Here is a 15271-nt window from a genome sequence, read left to right on the forward strand (position 1 = left end):
TTGCACCGGGCCATTCATTGGATACCGAGGGCTTTACTGCATGTCGAAAGAAGACAGCTTCGAAATGGAAGGCACTGTCGTCGACACCCTGCCCAACACCATGTTCCGTGTGGAGTTGGAAAATGGGCACGTCGTAACCGCGCACATCTCCGGCAAGATGCGCAAGAACTACATCCGCATTCTTACCGGCGACAAGGTCCGCGTTGAGCTGACGCCCTACGACTTGAGCAAAGGTCGCATCACTTACCGCGCCCGCTAACAGGTCTTAACAAAAACGCCCGGCACATGCCGGGCGTTTTTGTGTGCGCGGGTTTAGTCCCGAGCCAGCCAGACACAAAAAAAGGCGCCTTTCGGCGCCTTTGAGGGTTATTGCGATAGCCAAAACCTCAGGCCATTTCAGCCGTGGTCTCGTAATCGAACGTGATCTCGCCGTCCTTGAAGTCGATGTGTACCACACCGCCATGCTCGGACAACTCGCCAAAGAGGATTTCCTCGGCCAGCGGACGCTTGATCTTGTCCTGGATCAGTCGTGCCATCGGACGTGCGCCCATCGCCGCGTCGTAACCACCTTCGGCCAGATAACCTCTCGCCGCTTCGGTCACTTCCAGCAGTACGCGCTTGTCTTCCAGCTGCGCCTGAAGCTCGGTAAGGAACTTGTCCACCACGCTCTTGATAACCTCATGGCTGAGGCGACCGAATTGAATGATGGTGTCCAGACGGTTGCGGAATTCCGGCGTAAAGCTCTTCTTGATCACTTCCATCGCATCAGAGGAGTGATCCTGATGGGTGAAACCGATCGAGGCCCGCGCCGCCGTTTCAGCACCGGCGTTGGTGGTCATGATCACGATCACATTGCGGAAGTCAGCCTTGCGTCCGTTGTTGTCGGTCAGCGTCCCGTGGTCCATCACCTGCAGCAGCAGGTTGAAGACTTCCGGGTGCGCCTTCTCGATTTCATCGAGCAGCAGCACGCAATGCGGTTGCTTGGTGACGGCTTCAGTGAGCAGGCCGCCCTGATCAAAACCGACATAGCCCGGCGGCGCACCGATCAGACGCGATACGGTGTGACGCTCCATGTACTCGGACATGTCGAAACGCACCAGCTCGATACCCAGCGCCTTGGCCAACTGACGCGCAGCCTCGGTCTTGCCGACACCGGTGGGACCTGCGAACAGGAACGAACCGACAGGCTTGTCCGGCGACTTGAGGCCGGCACGGGACAGCTTGATCGCGGTCGACAGCGAGTCGATGGCGGCATCCTGACCGAACACGGTCAGCTTCAGGTCGCGCTCCAGGTTACGCAGCAACTCCTTGTCGGAGCTGTTGACGTGTTTTGGCGGAATCCGCGCGATCTTCGCCACGATGTCTTCGACCTGTGGCACTTCAATGCGCTTGACGCGCATTTCCACAGGCTGCAGCCGCTGATAGGCGCCGGCCTCGTCAATCACGTCAATGGCCTTGTCGGGCATATGACGATCATTGATGTAGCGCGATGCCAGCTCGGCAGCGGCACGCAGGGCTTCGTCGCTGTACTCGATATTGTGATGCTGTTCGAAACGACCTTTCAGGCCACGCAGAATGCCGATGGTGTCTTCGACGGAGGGCTCGGACACGTCGACTTTCTGGAAGCGGCGGGCCAGCGCACGGTCTTTCTCGAAGATGCCGCGGAATTCCTGGAACGTGGTCGAGCCGATGCAACGGATATCACCCGAAGACAGCAGCGGCTTGAGCAGGTTGGAAGCGTCCATCACGCCACCTGACGCAGCGCCCGCACCAATGATGGTGTGGATTTCGTCGATGAACAAAATAGCGTGGGGACGTTTCTTCAACTCGCCGAGCAACGCCTTGAAGCGCTTCTCGAAATCGCCACGGTACTTGGTACCGGCCAGCAGTGCACCCAGGTCGAGGGAGTAGACGACGCTGTTGGCAAGCAGATCCGGCACCTGGTTGTCGACGATGCGTTTGGCCAGGCCTTCGGCAATGGCGGTTTTACCCACCCCGGCCTCGCCCACCAGCAGCGGGTTGTTCTTGCGACGCCGCGCGAGAATCTGAGCGACGCGCTCGACTTCCATCTCGCGCCCTACCAGCGGATCGATGCGGCCTTGACGGGCCAGCTCATTCAGGTTGCTCGCATAGGCATCCAGAGGATTGCCTGAGGAAGAAGACTCACCGCCCTCGTCATCCTGCATATCTTGCTCACCTTCAGATTGATCGCCATGCCCGGGCACTTTCGAAATACCGTGGGCGATGTAGTTGACTACATCGATACGGGCAACGCTCTGCTGCTTGAGCAGGAACACTGCCTGGCTCTCCTGCTCGCTGAAAATGGCCACCAGCACGTTTGCGCCCGTGACTTCCCGCTTGCCGGAACTCTGCACATGAAAAACCGCACGCTGTAGAACGCGCTGGAAGCCGAGTGTAGGTTGGGTCTCGCGATCCTCGTCGTGGACGGGAATCAGCGGCGTGGTGGAGTCGATGAACTCCTGGAGGTCGTGTTTGAGTTTGTCGAGGTTTGCGCCGCAGGCACGCAGTACGGTGGCGGCAGCCTCATTGTCCAATAAGGCCAGCAGGAGGTGCTCGACGGTCATGAACTCATGACGTTTCGAGCGGGCCTCCTTGAAAGCCAGATTGAGGGTGACTTCGAGCTCACGGTTTAACATAGCTTCACCTCATACCCAAGTGTCCGGCGGTTAACCGTCCTTCTCGATTTCACAGAGTAGCGGATGCTGGCTTTCCCTGGCGTACTGGTTGACCTGCATAGCCTTGGTCTCGGCGATGTCGCGGGTAAACAATCCGCAAACGGCCCGTCCCTCTGTATGGACGGCCAGCATGACCTTGGTCGCCAGCTCACGATTCAGGTTGAAAAACACCTCGAGTACTTCGACAACGAAATCCATCGGGGTGTAGTCATCATTGAACAAAACCACCTTATACATAGGCGGCACCTGCAATGTCGGCTTGGCTTCTTGTACAGCGATGCCCGACGCATCGTCCTCATGGGGCTGCGGGTCATCCTGATTGAATGTTAGTCGAATCTTGCTGAATGCATGCATGGTAAAGAAGGTTCACAGAGGACGTGATTGAAATAAGTGGTGGCGGTGATACCGGTTTTCAACTGGACCGCCGCTTGACCTTGACTATCGGCCAATCGGTGTTACAAACAATAGAACCCACATTGGGTAAAAAGGGTCCGCGCAGTCAACCAAAATTTTTTAGGTCCGGCGGATGAGAGGTGATGATACTCCCATCGGAGTCCTTTGCAGAGGGATGTGACTATGCACAGCGGTAAGGTCAAGTGGTTCAACAACGCCAAGGGGTATGGCTTCATCGTTGAAGACGGCAAGTCTGAAGACCTGTTCGCTCATTACTCGGCGATCGCTATGGACGGCTATAAAACGCTGAAGGCCGGACAGCCGGTCGAGTTCGAGATCATCCAGGGTCCAAAAGGTCTTCACGCCGTGGGGATCATTGCGCAGGTCCCCGCTGCTGCCCATGAAGCCGTCACTCAACACCAGAGACAGGAAGAGAAGCAGCGGGCATAGCGTAACAATCACGCCTGAGCCGGACCGTTCAAGCGCGAGATTCGAAAAGCCGGTCAATCCGTTCAGGGTTGACCGGCTTTTTTTTGTGCCGCTCCCCTCTCGCGACGTGCATCTATATAGCCGTGAGAAACGCTGCCGTGATGGGGATGCGCCTTTAGTCGAAATCCCTTGAGCGACCGAACCGGGTACATCGCCTTCAGACCACTGCGACAGCTTGCCGCAGGCCCCGCTGTACAAGGGCTGAAGGGTTTTCCGGGGAAATCATGACGCTTGCCTGAATCCGCGCGACCGCCCCGGGCACCGCAAAGCCGTCACACGAGTACCGTAGTAATGGCCGGGTGCAGTGATATACTCAGCGCCGGTGACCGTTGGGTCATTGAGGGCCGAACCACCTGAGACCAGGCTTTCAGCCCTCGACAGGCCAGACCGCTACCCGGGTCCGACCGTTTGACGCTCGACTGATGCACCCCCTATCACGCGACGAAATTCTCGACTTTCGGCTCATCGATACCTTGGGCGAAAGTGCCTACCCTGCGCATCTCGAAATTTTGTGTACGCTCAGCAAAGAAGAGAGTTATCCCGAATATGTCCAACCGCTCGAAGATCATCTACACCTTCACTGACGAAGCGCCAGCCCTCGCCACCTACTCACTGCTGCCTATCATCGAAGCGTTCACCGCCTCCGCTGACATCGCCGTTGAAACCCGCGACATCTCGCTTGCAGCCCGCATCCTCGCCAGCTTTCCCGAGCGCCTGGGTGACAAGAAGGTGTCCGACGATCTGGCAGAGCTGGGCCAACTGGCGACCACGCCGGAAGCCAACATCATCAAGCTGCCGAACATCAGCGCCTCGGTTCCACAACTGAAGGCCGCGATCAAGGAACTGCAAGCCAAGGGCTACGACATCCCGAACTACCCCGATGAAGTCGTGACCGAAGCCGACAAGGTTGCCCAGGCGGGCTACGACAAAGTGAAAGGCAGCGCCGTGAACCCGGTTCTGCGTGAAGGTAACTCTGATCGTCGAGCGCCGCTCTCCGTCAAGAACTACGCGCGCAAGCACCCGCACAAGATGGGCGCCTGGTCGGCGGACTCCAAGTCCCACGTGGCGCACATGGACAACGGCGACTTCTACGGCAGCGAAAAATCCTCGCTGATCGAAGCCGCTGGCGCCGTGAAGATCGAGCTGATCGGCAAAGACGGCAGCACCACCGTGCTGAAGGACAAGACCTCGGTACTGGCCGGCGAGATCATCGACTGCGCGGTCATGAGCAAGAAAGCCCTGCGCGCTTTCGTGGCCCGTGAAATCGAAGACGCCAAGAAGCTCGGCGTGCTGTTCTCCGTGCACTTGAAAGCCACCATGATGAAGGTCTCGGACCCAATCATGTTTGGTGAGTTCGTCGCTGAGTACTATCAGGAAGCGCTGAGCAAGCACGCTGACGTCCTGAAGGAAATCGGCTTCAACCTGCACAACGGCATTGGCGACCTGTACGCCCGCATCAAAGACCTGCCGGCCGACCAGCAAGCGCAGATCGAAGCGGACGTCAAAGCCGTTTACGCGACCCGCCCTGCTCTGGCGATGGTCAACTCCGACAAAGGCATCACCAACCTGCACGTGCCGAGCGACGTCATTGTCGACGCCTCGATGCCGGCGATGATTCGTGATTCCGGCAAGATGTGGAACAACGACGGCGTTCTGCAGGACACCAAGGCCGTGATCCCGGATCGTTGCTACGCGACCATTTACCAGGCAGTAATCGAAGACTGCAAGCAGCACGGCGCCTTCGACCCGACCACCATGGGCAGCGTGCCAAACGTTGGCCTGATGGCGCAGAAAGCCGAAGAGTACGGCTCGCACAACAAAACCTTCCAGATCGACACCGATGGCGTGGTCCGTGTGACCGACGACAAAGGTCAGGTCTTGATGGAGCAGACCGTTGAAGCCGGCGACATCTGGCGCATGTGCCAGACCAAAGACGCGCCGATTCAGGACTGGGTCAAACTGGCCGTCAACCGTTCGCGCCTGAGCGGCACCCCGGCCATTTTCTGGCTGGACCCTGAGCGCGCCCACGACGCGGCGATGATCAAGAAGGTCGAGCACTACCTGAAGGATCACGACACGGCAGGCCTGGACATCAGCATCCAGTCGCCCGTCGACGCGATGAAGGTTTCGTTGGAGCGTATCCGCGCGGGCAAGGACACCATTTCGGTGACCGGCAACGTGCTGCGCGACTACCTGACCGACCTGTTCCCGATCATGGAACTGGGCACCAGCGCCAAGATGCTGTCCATCGTGCCGCTGATGAGCGGCGGTGGTCTGTTCGAAACCGGCGCAGGCGGTTCGGCGCCCAAGCACGTTCAACAGCTGAACGAAGAGAACTTCCTGCGCTGGGATTCGCTGGGTGAATTCCTGGCGCTGGCCGCGTCTCTCGAGCACCTGGGCAACGTCTACGACAACCCGAAAGCGCTGGTACTTGCCACCGCCCTGGACAAGGCCACCGGCCAGTTCCTGGACAACAACAAGTCGCCATCGCGCAAGGTCGGCGGTATCGACAACCGTGGCAGCCACTTCTACCTGGCCACCTACTGGGCTCAGGCTCTGGCGGCACAGACCGAAGATACGGCGCTGCAAGCCAAGTTCACCGAGCTTGCAAAAACCCTGGCTGACAATGAAGCGACCATCGTCGCCGAGCTGAACAGCGTACAGGGCAAGCCATTGGACATCGGCGGCTACTACTTCCCTACCCCGGAACTGGCCAGCAACGCCATGCGCCCAAGCAAGACCCTGAACGACGCGATCGACGCGTTGAAGTAAGGCACGGCGACCGGCGGCTGAAAAGCTGTCTAGTGCGATAAGAAAGCCCTGGCCATTGCGCCGGGGCTTTTTTTGCTGACTGACACCGCTCCATGTAGGAGCCATCGGAGGTTACGACGGTCGCGAATGCGGTTCACCTGACACTCCGCATCGCGACCCTCGTAAACTCGGATGGCTCCTACAGATAACGAGAAGCCCCAATGACCTGGCACCCCCACATCACCGTCGCAACCGTCATCGAAGACAACGGCCGTTTCCTGTTCGTTGAAGAACTGAAAAACGGCAAGCTGGTGCTCAATCAGCCGGCCGGGCACCTGGAGCCTGATGAGACGTTGCGTGAAGCGGCCATCCGCGAAACCCTTGAAGAAACCGGCTGGGACGTCGAGCTGACGGGCGTCGTCGGCATCTACCTGTACACTGCGCCAAGCAATGGCGTGACCTATCAGCGTGTGTGTTTTTCGGCCAAAGCGACGCGACACCACCCCGAGCGTGCGCTGGACACCGGCATCGTCGGCGCCCCCTGGTTCAGCCGCGACGAACTCGCCAGCCAACCGGAGCGCTGGCGCAGCGAGCTGGTATTGCGCTGCGTGGACGACTACCTGACAGGTCCGATTCACAGCATCGAGGTTGTGCGCGACTGACCGGCCGCCCAGCGCAACTGAATAGCTTTTAGCCTTGGCGCCGACTCCCTGTTAGAATCGCGCCCTTTCCTGCTGCTACCCAATCGAATTCCTATGTCTGATTCAGCCTTTTCCGATACAGAAAAGAAGCGCGTCATTGTCGGCATGTCCGGCGGCGTGGATTCTTCGGTCTCCGCCCTTCTGCTCATGGAGCAGGGGTACCAGGTGGAAGGCCTGTTCATGAAGAACTGGGAAGAAGACGACGGAACGGAATACTGCACCGCCATGGACGACCTCGCGGACGCCCAGGCCGTGTGCGACAAGATCGGTATCAAACTGCACACCGTGAACTTCGCGGCCGAGTACTGGGACCACGTCTTCGAACACTTCCTCGAGGAATACAAAGCCGGGCGCACGCCGAACCCGGACATCCTGTGCAACCGCGAAATCAAGTTCAAAGCCTTCCTCGACTACGCCTTCATGCTCGGCGCCGACCTGATCGCGACCGGTCACTACGTGCGTCGCCGCGACATCGACGGCCGCACCGAACTGCTCAAGGGCCTGGACCCGAACAAGGACCAGAGCTACTTCCTGCATGCCGTCGGCGGCGAGCAGATCGCCAAGACGCTGTTCCCGGTCGGCGAACTGGAGAAGCCCCAGGTGCGCGCCATCGCCGAGAAATACCAGCTGGCGACCGCGAAGAAGAAGGACTCGACCGGCATTTGCTTCATCGGCGAGCGTCGCTTCACCGACTTCCTCAAGCAATATCTGCCTGCGCAGCCCGGCGAAATCAAGACCACCGAAGGCGAAGTCATCGGTCGCCACGCCGGCCTGATGTACCACACCATCGGCCAGCGCCAGGGCCTGGGCATCGGCGGGCTGAAAGATGCCGGTGATGAGCCGTGGTACGTACTGGTCAAGGACCTGGAGCACAACGAGCTGATCGTCGGCCAGGGCAACGAGCATCCGTGGCTGTTTTCCCGCGCCCTGCTCGCCTCGGAGATCTACTGGGTCAACCCGATCGACCTGAGCAGTCCGCGCCAGCTGACCGCCAAAGTGCGGTACCGCCAAAGCGACCAGCGCTGCACCCTGGAACGCACTGAAACCGGTTACCGCGCCACCTTCGACGAGCCGCAACGCGCGGTCACGCCCGGCCAGTCCGTGGTGTTTTACGACGGCGAGGTTTGCCTGGGCGGCGGCGTCATCGAAATCGCCGAGCCGTGGCACACCAGGGACGCACGTTGATGACCCCGATTCAGGAACAACTCGTCGCCCTGGCGGGGGTCTTTCAGGCCGCCGTGCTGGTCGATCGCATCGCCAAGACCGGTCAGGCCAGTGAAGCCGCCGTGGGCTGTATGATGGGCACCCTGCTGGTCATGGACCCGAAAGACACGCTGGACGTGTTCGGTGGCGACGACCTGAATCTGCACGAGGGCTATCGCGCCCTCGCCAGCGCCCTGGAACGCGATCCGGCCACGTTGCAACGGGAACCATTGCGTTATGCCCTGGCGATGCTGGGCCTGGAGCGTCAACTGTCCAAGCGCGACGACATGCTCGACACCATCGGCAAGCGCCTGCCGCAGATCAAATCCCAGGTTGAGCATTTCGGTATCGCTCATGAGAACGTCATTGCGGCCAGCGGCGCGCTGTATCAGGACACCCTGAGCACCTTGCGTCAGCGGATTCAGGTCCACGGCGACATGCGTAATCTGCAGCAACCTAACAATGCGTCGAAAATCCGCGCGCTTTTGCTGGCCGGGATTCGTTGCGCGCGACTGTGGCGACAAGTGGGCGGTCACCGCTGGCAACTGGTCATCAGCCGCCGCAAGTTATTGAAAGAACTGTATCCATTGCTTCACCGCTGAGGGGCCAACGCCCTTCAGCTCGCTTCCGACCCGACATCGCGCGACTCATAACGGTCAGCCAGCCTCGGCTGACCGGAATTTTCATGTATGATACGCGCCCCTTTTCGTTGCCCGACAGTCCGAGAACACCCTATGCAGCTTTCTTCGCTCACTGCGGTTTCCCCTGTAGATGGCCGCTACGCCGGCAAAACCCAGGCCCTGCGCCCGATTTTCAGCGAATACGGCCTGATCCGTTTCCGCGCCCTGGTGGAAGTACGCTGGCTGCAACGCCTGGCGGCTCACCCGCAAATCCCTGAAGTCCCGGCCTTCTCCGCCGAAGCCAACGCCATCCTCGATGCCATGGCCAACGATTTCGCTCTCGAGCACGCCGAGCGTGTCAAAGAGATCGAGCGCACCACCAATCACGACGTCAAGGCCATCGAGTACCTGCTCAAGGAGCAGGCTGCCAAGTTGCCGGAGCTGGCCAAGGTCAGCGAGTTCATCCACTTCGCGTGCACCAGCGAAGACATCAACAACCTGTCCCACGCGCTGATGCTGCGCGAAGGCCGTGACACCGTGCTGCTGCCGCTGATGCGCCAGATCGCCGAGTCCATCCGCGAGCTGGCGATCCGTTTCGCCGCCGTGCCGATGCTGTCGCGCACCCACGGGCAGCCGGCCTCGCCGACCACCCTGGGCAAAGAACTGGCGAACGTCGTCTACCGCCTGGAGCGTCAGATCGCTCAAGTCGCTGCCGTGCCGCTGCTGGGCAAGATCAACGGCGCCGTCGGCAACTACAACGCGCACCTGTCGGCCTACCCGGACATTGACTGGGAAGCCAACGCCCGCGCCTTCATCGAAGACGAGCTGGGTCTGGGTTTCAACCCCTACACCACGCAGATCGAACCCCACGACTACATCGCCGAGCTGTTCGACGCGATCGCCCGCTACAACACGATCCTGATCGACTTCGACCGCGACATCTGGGGCTACATCTCCCTGGGCTATTTCAAGCAGCGCACCATCGCCGGTGAAATCGGTTCGTCGACCATGCCGCACAAGGTCAACCCGATCGACTTCGAAAACTCCGAAGGCAACCTCGGCATCGCCAACGCGCTGTTCCAGCATCTGGCCAGCAAGTTGCCGATCTCCCGCTGGCAGCGTGACCTGACCGACTCCACCGTGCTGCGCAACCTCGGCGTGGGCTTTGCTCACAGCGTGATTGCCTACGAAGCGAGCCTCAAAGGCATCGGCAAGCTGGAGCTCAACGAGCAGAAGATCGCCGCCGATCTGGACGCTTGCTGGGAAGTCCTGGCCGAGCCGATCCAGACGGTCATGCGTCGCTACGACATCGAAAACCCGTACGAGAAGCTCAAGGAATTGACGCGCGGCAAGGGCATCGGCCCTGAAGCGCTGCTGACCTTCATCGACGGCCTGGACATGCCTGCCGAAGCCAAGGCCGAGCTGAAGAAGCTCACGCCGGCGAACTACATCGGCAACGCCGTGGCGCAAGCCAAGCGCATCTGACCGCACTGCACCCGCTCTGAACGCCCGGCTGAGCCGGGCGTTTTTATTCCCGTCGTAAAAATCCGTTTTTTCAATAGGTTACACATGAATCCTGACATCCCTCTTCAGCTCCTAGGTGGCATCACAGCGCGCGAGTTCCTGCGTGACTACTGGCAGAAGAAACCTTTGCTGATCCGTCAGGCCATTCCGGATTTCCAGAGCCCGATCGACGCTGACGAATTGGCCGGCCTGGCACTGGAAGAAGAAGTTGAATCGCGCCTGGTCCTCGAGAAAGGCGAGCGCCCGTGGGAGCTGCGTCGCGGCCCGTTCGCCGAGGACGACTTCAGCACCTTGCCAGAGCGCGAGTGGACCCTGCTGGTCCAGGCGGTTGATCAGTTCGTTCCCGAAGTCAGCGAATTGTTGGAAAACTTCCGCTTCCTGCCGAGCTGGCGCATCGATGACGTGATGATCAGCTACGCCGCGCCGGGCGGCAGCGTGGGTCCGCATTTCGACAACTACGACGTGTTCCTGCTGCAGGGCCATGGTAAGCGTCACTGGCAGATCGGCCAGATGTGCGACTCCGAAAGCAAGCTACTCGAGCACGCCGACCTGCGCATCCTTGCCGACTTCCAGGGTACCGACGAGTGGACGCTGGAACCGGGCGACATGCTCTACCTGCCGCCGCGCCTCGCCCACTGCGGCGTCGCGGTGGATGAGTGCCTGACCTACTCGGTCGGGTTCCGCGCGCCAAGCGCCGCCGAAGTGCTGACCCACTTCACGGACTTCCTCAGCCAGTTCATGCCTGAAGAAGAGCGTTACACCGACGCCGACGCGCAACCGGTCAGCGATCCGCACCAGATTCAACACGACGCCCTTGACCGCCTGAAGGGCTTGCTCGCCGAGCACATGGGTGACGAGCGCCTGCTGTTGACCTGGTTCGGCCAGTTCATGACCGAACCGCGCTATCCTGAACTGGTGGTCGGCCCGGAACTGGCCGAGAGCGAGTTACTCGACAGCCTGGAACAGGGCGCCGTGCTGATCCGCAACCCGAGCGCGCGACTGGCGTGGTCGGAAGTCGACGACGACCTGCTGCTGTTCGCCAGCGGTCAGAGCCGTCTGTTGCCGGGCCATCTGCGTGAACTGCTGAAAATGATCTGCGCGGCCGATGCGCTGCACATCGACAATCTGGGCCAATGGCTGGCAGATGATGATGGACGTAACCTGCTCTGTGAGCTGGTCAAACAAGGAAGTCTGGGGTTTGCTGATGAATAAGATCCACGTACGGGTAGCCGACTGGCAGAAAGACAACGCCGACATTCGGCGAATTCGTGACGCCGTGTTCGTGTTTGAACAGTCGGTTCCGCCCGAACTGGAATGGGACTCGGAAGATGCAGGCGCCCTGCACTTTCTGGCGCTTGAAGGGGATTACGCCGTGGGCACCGCGCGCTTGCTGCCCGATGGTGAATTCGGCCGATTGTCCGTGCTCAAGGACTGGCGCGGCCTGAACGTGGGTGAGGCGTTGATCACCGCGATCCTCGCCGAAGCAGAGCGCCGCGACCTGAAACAGACGCGGCTCAGCGCACAGGTTCATGCCACGGCGCTGTATGAGCGCTTTGGCTTTACCGTGGTGAGCGACGAGTTTCTTGAAGCCGGCCTGCCCCACGTGGACATGGTGCGCAACTCGCACTGACTGCACCTGGCGACATTTGCGCCCCGGCGTTCGCGCTTCAGCTGCCTAAGCTGAAACAAAAGCACCGGGGCGTTTTGCTGTCTGCGATTCAACTTGGTGCTGCCCAGGCCGACAAACTGGCAAACTCGTCGTTCAGACGCGCCCCTCGCGGAGACCACACCGATGTCATTACGCACCCTGCTCGCTTCACTGCTGTTGGCTTGCAGCTTCACGGCCGCGGCCGCCACTGAAGTCATCCCCCTGAATTACCGCACCAGCGACGATTTGCTGCCCACCGTGAAGTCGTTCCTGGGCAACGAAGGCAGCGTCAATGCCTATGGCAACAAACTGATCGTCAACGCCGAGCCGGACAAGATCAGCGAACTGCGCGACCTCCTCGGCCAGCTCGACACTGCGCCCAAGCGTCTGATGATCAGCGTCGACACCAGCGACAGCACGGTGCAGAGCGACCAGGGCTACTCGGTCAACGGCACCGTGCGTTCGCAGGACGGACGCCTCAGCGCCGACGGCCGGACGCGCATCCAGAATTACGGCACCGCGAGCCGCGACGGCGGCGTGCAGCAGGTTCAGGCCAGCGAAGGGACGCCGGCTCTGATCCAGATGGGCCAGAGCATACCGATCACCTCGGTGCAGTCCGATGGCTATGGCTACCCGCAGACCAATACTCAATACCGCAACGTGACCCAGGGCTTCTATGTCACGGCGACGGTCACCGGCGATATCGTCCATCTGAGCATCAGCACCAACAACGACCGCATGAGCCAGCAACAGGCTGACGCGATCAAGGTGCAGAGCACCGACACGCAAGTCAGTGGTCGGCTGGGCGAGTGGATCACGCTGGCCGGCGCCAGCGGTCAGTCCCGCGCCGATGAGCACGGCGTGGCTCGGCGCTACTCGACTCAGGGCAGCAACGACATGCAACTGCGGGTGAAGGTCGACAGCCTGGATTGACATGATGTGATCGCCAGTTACTGCACACACCTTGTGAGAGTGAGCTTGCTCACGAAGGCTCTATCTCAGCCAATGAAGATTCGGCGGATGTACTGGCCTCTTCGCGAGCAAGGTGGAGCGCCATCCCTGTCGCTCCCACACGGACCGTGTCCATCTGTGCCGCTTCGGTTATACCGCTAATTATGTAGTGCCCGATCCGGGACTACATAACGCCGCAAACCCGTGACCACCCAGTGTCCACGGTGACTTCCCCTTCCCAGCACCCGCACGCCTGAAACTGACCGACAAGTCCCATTAGACGAAAGATGTAGTGCAGCCAGAAAAGCACTACAAAGTGTTTGACGAGGCAAAATTGCCGAGGCATGATGGCCTCGCTCCCGCTGATCAGGGGTCGTGCAGAACTCTCCCTGATCGCGCTCGAACTCAACACGTTCGCGCCGATTAGCGTCATTTACGCCCACAAGGCTGTTTCATCGCCTCATCATCTCGATGGCGAATAAATCTGACCGAAACAATGCTCCCCGAATCAGCGAGCAGCCATCCGCGCGCCTTGAAGAAAGACCGGCGCCGGCGAAGCAAGGCACTTCACCTCAAGACCCACAACATCAAGCAACGAGGTTTACCCCATGGCACTGACACGCGAACAACACATTGCAGCCATCGAGAAAGACTGGGCCGAGAATCCACGCTGGAAAGGCGTCACCCGCACCTACTCCGCTGCTGACGTCGTCCGCCTGCGTGGCTCGGTTCAGCCTGAACACACGTTTGCAAAGCTGGGCGCTGAAAAGCTGTGGAACCTGGTGACCCAGGGCGCCAAGCCGTCCTTTCGTCCCGACAAGGATTTCGTCAACTGCATGGGCGCTCTCACTGGCGGTCAGGCCGTGCAACAAGTCAAAGCCGGTATCCAGGCGATCTACCTGTCTGGCTGGCAAGTCGCGGCGGACAACAACTCCGCCGAATCGATGTACCCCGATCAGTCGCTGTACCCGGTGGATTCGGTGCCGACCGTGGTCAAGCGCATCAATAACTCGTTTCGCCGCGCGGACCAGATCCAGTGGAAAGCCGGCAAGAACCCGGGCGACGAAGGCTATATCGATTATTTCGCGCCGATCGTGGCCGACGCCGAAGCCGGTTTCGGCGGCGTGCTCAATGCCTACGAGCTGATGAAGAGCATGATCGAGGCAGGCGCTGCCGGCGTGCACTTCGAAGACCAACTGGCGTCCGTGAAAAAATGCGGTCACATGGGCGGCAAGGTTCTGGTCCCCACCCAGGAGGCGGTACAGAAACTGGTGGCCGCACGTCTGGCGGCTGACGTTGCCGGCGTGCCGACCATCATTCTGGCGCGCACCGACGCCAACGCGGCGGACCTGCTGACGTCGGACTGCGATCCGTACGACCAGCCGTTCGTCACCGGCACCCGCACGCCGGAAGGCTTCTACAAAGTACGTGCCGGCCTGGACCAGGCCATTGCCCGCGGCCTGGCGTACGCGCCGTATGCCGATCTCATCTGGTGTGAAACCGCCAAGCCGGATCTGGACGAGGCCCGTCGCTTCGCCGAAGCGATCAAGAAGGAATACCCGGATCAGCTGCTGTCGTACAACTGCTCGCCTTCCTTCAACTGGAAGAAGAACCTGGACGACGCGACCATCGCGAAATTTCAGCGCGAGCTGTCAGCAATGGGCTACAAGCATCAGTTCATCACCCTGGCCGGCATCCACAATATGTGGCACAGCATGTTCAACCTGGCCCATGACTACGCCCGCAACGACATGACTGCCTACGTGAAGCTGCAAGAACAGGAGTTCGCCGACGCCGCCAAGGGCTACACGTTCGTGGCGCACCAGCAGGAAGTGGGCACCGGGTACTTTGATGACATGACCACGGTCATTCAGGGCGGCAAGTCTTCGGTGACCGCATTGACTGGCTCGACGGAAGAAGAACAGTTCCACTGACGCTTTTCGAACCGCCCTCTTCCCGGCGAAAGCCGCCGCCACAGAATACAGGAGCCGCCTTCGGGCGGCTTTCTGCTGACTGCCCGGAATTAACCTACGTTGACAGTCAACTATTAACGATAGACAACTCTCATCAGCCGATAAAAGTTAATTAATCAGGCCATCAATAACCGGATAACTTCCCCGCGATAATTAACGGGAACTTCGTCACGTCGCAGTGACACATGATAATCACCCTCTCCAAATGATATTTATTATCATTTAAGCCGTGGCTAATTGCCGGCCTGCCCTACGATACATATTTCTCCAAAGCGCCTTCGACGCCCGCCCCTGCTGGGGCTAAGCATGAAAACCGTGACCT

13 protein-coding genes are annotated in these 15271 nt (G+C 60.0%); 11 read left to right on the forward strand and 2 right to left on the reverse strand.

Features of this window, described 5'->3' with window-relative positions; all coding sequences use genetic code 11:
- Positions 1-40: 40 nt before the first annotated feature.
- Entirely contained in the window at positions 41-259 is a 219-nt protein-coding gene (infA, locus tag IFT99_RS19955; RefSeq protein ID WP_002553999.1) for a translation initiation factor IF-1, read from the forward strand.
- A 127-nt stretch (positions 260-386) separates the two neighbouring features.
- Here infA and clpA read toward each other — a convergent pair whose 3' ends face one another.
- Together clpA and clpS are read right to left on the reverse strand one after the other, a co-directional pair.
- Positions 387-2657 carry an ATP-dependent Clp protease ATP-binding subunit ClpA gene (clpA, locus tag IFT99_RS19960; protein ID WP_065989148.1) on the reverse strand — a complete coding sequence of 757 codons (2271 nt, stop codon included), beginning with the start codon at positions 2655-2657 and terminating at the stop codon, positions 387-389.
- A 30-nt stretch (positions 2658-2687) separates the two neighbouring features.
- Positions 2688-3050, reverse strand: a complete 363-nt coding sequence (gene clpS, locus IFT99_RS19965; protein WP_065989146.1) for an ATP-dependent Clp protease adapter ClpS — start codon at positions 3048-3050, stop codon at positions 2688-2690.
- 222 nt (positions 3051-3272) lie between these two features.
- On the opposite strand from clpS, the gene cspD reads away from it, so the two are divergent.
- The 10 genes from cspD (at position 3273) to aceA (ending at position 14910) form a co-directional block, all read left to right on the forward strand.
- Positions 3273-3539, forward strand: coding sequence for a cold shock domain-containing protein CspD (cspD, locus tag IFT99_RS19970; RefSeq protein ID WP_065989145.1), 267 nt, complete (start codon positions 3273-3275; stop codon positions 3537-3539).
- Positions 3540-4124: 585 nt separating this feature from the next.
- Complete coding sequence (locus IFT99_RS19975; RefSeq protein ID WP_192134582.1) at positions 4125-6350, forward strand: NADP-dependent isocitrate dehydrogenase; 2226 nt, start codon at positions 4125-4127, stop codon at positions 6348-6350.
- A gap of 200 nt (positions 6351-6550) precedes the next feature.
- A complete protein-coding gene (locus IFT99_RS19980) occupies positions 6551-6991 on the forward strand; it encodes an NUDIX hydrolase (RefSeq protein ID WP_065989143.1) in 441 nt (146 codons plus the stop codon).
- A gap of 93 nt (positions 6992-7084) precedes the next feature.
- Complete coding sequence (gene mnmA, locus IFT99_RS19985) at positions 7085-8215, forward strand: tRNA 2-thiouridine(34) synthase MnmA (protein WP_192134584.1); 1131 nt, start codon at positions 7085-7087, stop codon at positions 8213-8215.
- Positions 8215-8835 carry a high frequency lysogenization protein HflD gene (gene hflD, locus IFT99_RS19990; protein ID WP_192134586.1) on the forward strand — a complete coding sequence of 207 codons (621 nt, stop codon included), beginning with the start codon at positions 8215-8217 and terminating at the stop codon, positions 8833-8835. Before mnmA ends, hflD begins: the two co-directional genes overlap by 1 nt.
- Positions 8836-8967: 132 nt before the next feature.
- Positions 8968-10338: an adenylosuccinate lyase gene (gene purB, locus IFT99_RS19995; protein WP_065989138.1), complete on the forward strand. Its 1371-nt coding sequence runs from the start codon at positions 8968-8970 to the stop codon at positions 10336-10338.
- Positions 10339-10422: 84 nt separating this feature from the next.
- On the forward strand, positions 10423-11589 hold the full coding sequence (locus IFT99_RS20000; RefSeq protein ID WP_192134588.1) for a ribosomal protein uL16 3-hydroxylase: 1167 nt from the start codon (positions 10423-10425) through the stop codon (positions 11587-11589).
- Positions 11582-12007 (forward strand): GNAT family N-acetyltransferase, encoded by a 426-nt coding sequence (locus IFT99_RS20005; protein WP_065989671.1) that lies wholly within the window; start codon positions 11582-11584, stop codon positions 12005-12007. Before IFT99_RS20000 ends, IFT99_RS20005 begins: the two co-directional genes overlap by 8 nt.
- A 162-nt stretch (positions 12008-12169) precedes the next feature.
- Positions 12170-12958, forward strand: coding sequence for a secretin N-terminal domain-containing protein (locus IFT99_RS20010; protein ID WP_065989135.1), 789 nt, complete (start codon positions 12170-12172; stop codon positions 12956-12958).
- Positions 12959-13584: 626 nt separating this feature from the next.
- Positions 13585-14910, forward strand: a complete 1326-nt coding sequence (gene aceA / locus IFT99_RS20015; protein WP_065989127.1) for an isocitrate lyase — start codon at positions 13585-13587, stop codon at positions 14908-14910.
- Positions 14911-15271 lie beyond the last annotated feature (361 nt).

The sequence above is a fragment of the Pseudomonas sp. CFBP 8772 genome, from assembly GCF_014841665.1.
Taxonomy (GTDB): domain Bacteria; phylum Pseudomonadota; class Gammaproteobacteria; order Pseudomonadales; family Pseudomonadaceae; genus Aquipseudomonas; species Aquipseudomonas graminis_B.

What these genes read in the sequence shown, in the direction of transcription:
- infA (WP_002553999.1), top strand. Translation starts at nt 41, where the DNA reads ATGTCGAAAGAAGACAGCTTCGAAATGGAAGGCACTGTCGTCGACACC.
- clpA (WP_065989148.1), bottom strand. Translation starts at nt 2,657, where the DNA reads ATGTTAAACCGTGAGCTCGAAGTCACCCTCAATCTGGCTTTCAAGGAG.
- clpS (WP_065989146.1), bottom strand. Translation starts at nt 3,050, where the DNA reads ATGCATGCATTCAGCAAGATTCGACTAACATTCAATCAGGATGACCCG.
- cspD (WP_065989145.1), top strand. Translation starts at nt 3,273, where the DNA reads ATGCACAGCGGTAAGGTCAAGTGGTTCAACAACGCCAAGGGGTATGGC.
- IFT99_RS19975 (WP_192134582.1), top strand. Translation starts at nt 4,125, where the DNA reads ATGTCCAACCGCTCGAAGATCATCTACACCTTCACTGACGAAGCGCCA.
- IFT99_RS19980 (WP_065989143.1), top strand. Translation starts at nt 6,551, where the DNA reads ATGACCTGGCACCCCCACATCACCGTCGCAACCGTCATCGAAGACAAC.
- mnmA (WP_192134584.1), top strand. Translation starts at nt 7,085, where the DNA reads ATGTCTGATTCAGCCTTTTCCGATACAGAAAAGAAGCGCGTCATTGTC.
- hflD (WP_192134586.1), top strand. Translation starts at nt 8,215, where the DNA reads ATGACCCCGATTCAGGAACAACTCGTCGCCCTGGCGGGGGTCTTTCAG.
- purB (WP_065989138.1), top strand. Translation starts at nt 8,968, where the DNA reads ATGCAGCTTTCTTCGCTCACTGCGGTTTCCCCTGTAGATGGCCGCTAC.
- IFT99_RS20000 (WP_192134588.1), top strand. Translation starts at nt 10,423, where the DNA reads ATGAATCCTGACATCCCTCTTCAGCTCCTAGGTGGCATCACAGCGCGC.
- IFT99_RS20005 (WP_065989671.1), top strand. Translation starts at nt 11,582, where the DNA reads ATGAATAAGATCCACGTACGGGTAGCCGACTGGCAGAAAGACAACGCC.
- IFT99_RS20010 (WP_065989135.1), top strand. Translation starts at nt 12,170, where the DNA reads ATGTCATTACGCACCCTGCTCGCTTCACTGCTGTTGGCTTGCAGCTTC.
- aceA (WP_065989127.1), top strand. Translation starts at nt 13,585, where the DNA reads ATGGCACTGACACGCGAACAACACATTGCAGCCATCGAGAAAGACTGG.